Here is a 1,561-nt window from a genome sequence, read left to right as displayed (position 1 = left end):
TCGAGGTTGACGGGGTTTTCCTCCTTGCCGTCCTCGGGCAGGCGCAGCACCTCGCCGATCGTGTCGATGAGGAGGCCATAGGATTCACCGCGCAGGTCGACGCCGACCGCCATCGGCACCTTGCCGTCCTCGGGCCGCGGCAGTCCGAGGCGCGCGCGCATGTCGACGACGGTGACGATGCGGCCGCGCAGGTTCAGCACGCCGGCGATCTCGCGGGAGGCCAGCGGCACGCGGGTGACGCGCTCGGGCATGAACACGTCCTGCACGCGCGAGATCGGCAGGCCGAAGAGCTGGCCGCCGATCATCGCGGTGACGTACTCGACCATCGCGCCTTCGCTGCTGTGGGTCTTGCTGCTCATTGTCGTGTCTCTCCCCTATCCCTTTAGGCGGCCGCCCGGTTCAGCTCGGAGGCGCCGGCGGCACCTGCGGTCTGTTCCTTCAGCGCCGCGATCAGACCGGGACGGTCGAACTTGGCGACATAGTCGTGGAAGCCGGCCTGCCGGCCGCGCTCGATCGCCGCCGGCGAGACCAGCGCGGAGAGCCCGATGATCGGCATCGCGCCGAGATTGTGGTCGGAGCGGATAACTTCCGCGAACTCGAACCCGTTCATGTCGGGCATCTCGATGTCGGTCAGCACGACGTCGAAGCTCTGCGAGCGCAGCGCCGCAAGACCCTCCTGCGCGGTCGGGGCGGTGCGGACGCGGTAGCCGGCGGCCTTGAGCACCGGGGCCAGCATGTTGCGGAAGAAGGCGCTGTCGTCGACCAGCAGCACCGACTGCGAATGCATCGACGGCTTCATCTCCTTGCGGGTGAACCAGTCGGCAAAGGCCATCGGCAGGAAGTGGCCGACGTCGATCACCTCGGTGGCCTGGCCCTTGATCACGGCCGAGCCCAAGATGCCGGCCGAGGAGCCGCCGACCTCGATGTTGAGGCGCTCCTCGACGATGTCGATGATCTCGTCGACGACGAGGCCCATGGAGCGGCCGTCATCGGCGAACACCAGGATCGGCTGGGCGCCCTGGGCGGCGATGGTGACGCCCTCCATGGCAACCAGCGGCATCAGCTGCTCGCGGTACTGCACCATGTAGCGGCCGTTCGAGAACTCGATCTTGTCGGCGGGCAGCTCCTCCAGGCGGGTGACGAGGCCGAGCGGGACGGCCTTGGGCTGGCTGGAGCCGGCGCGGAACACCAGCAGCGAGGTGGTCTGCTCGCCCGAGCCGATGTGATGGCCGGCATTCTCGTCACCCATGTCATGGGCCGAGGAGCCGGAGGCGCCGAGCGCCTTGGCAATGCCGTTGGGGTCGATGATCATGATGACGGCGCCATCGCCCAAAATGGTGTTGCCGGAGAACATGTCGATGTGGCGCAGCTTGGTCGACATCGGCTTGACGACGATTTCCTCGGTGTGGAACACGCCGTCGACCACGATGCCGAAGGTCTGGCTGCCGACCTGGGTGACCACGATAAAGCCGTTCTCGGGATCGGAGGCGGCGCCGTCGTCGATCTTCAAAAGCTTCTTCAGGTGGATCAGCGGCAGCAGCTTGTTGCGCAGGCGCAGCAC

The 1,561-nt window shown here is 67.0% G+C and carries 2 protein-coding genes; both read right to left on the bottom strand.

The window, feature by feature from the left end; genetic code table 11:
- The coding region (locus QQL28_RS45585; RefSeq protein ID WP_284276409.1) for a chemotaxis protein CheW at window positions 1-359 on the bottom strand (359 nt) is incomplete at its 3' end.
- Window positions 360-382: 23 nt separating this feature from the next.
- A partial coding sequence (locus tag QQL28_RS45580; protein ID WP_284276407.1) for a response regulator occupies window positions 383-1,561 on the bottom strand: 1,179 nt, incomplete at its 5' end.

The organism is Bradyrhizobium iriomotense, assembly GCF_030160715.1.
GTDB lineage: Bacteria > Pseudomonadota > Alphaproteobacteria > Rhizobiales > Xanthobacteraceae > Bradyrhizobium > Bradyrhizobium iriomotense.
The sequence above is the reverse complement of the archived record's forward strand: the minus strand, read 5'-3'. Positions and strand labels throughout refer to the sequence as shown.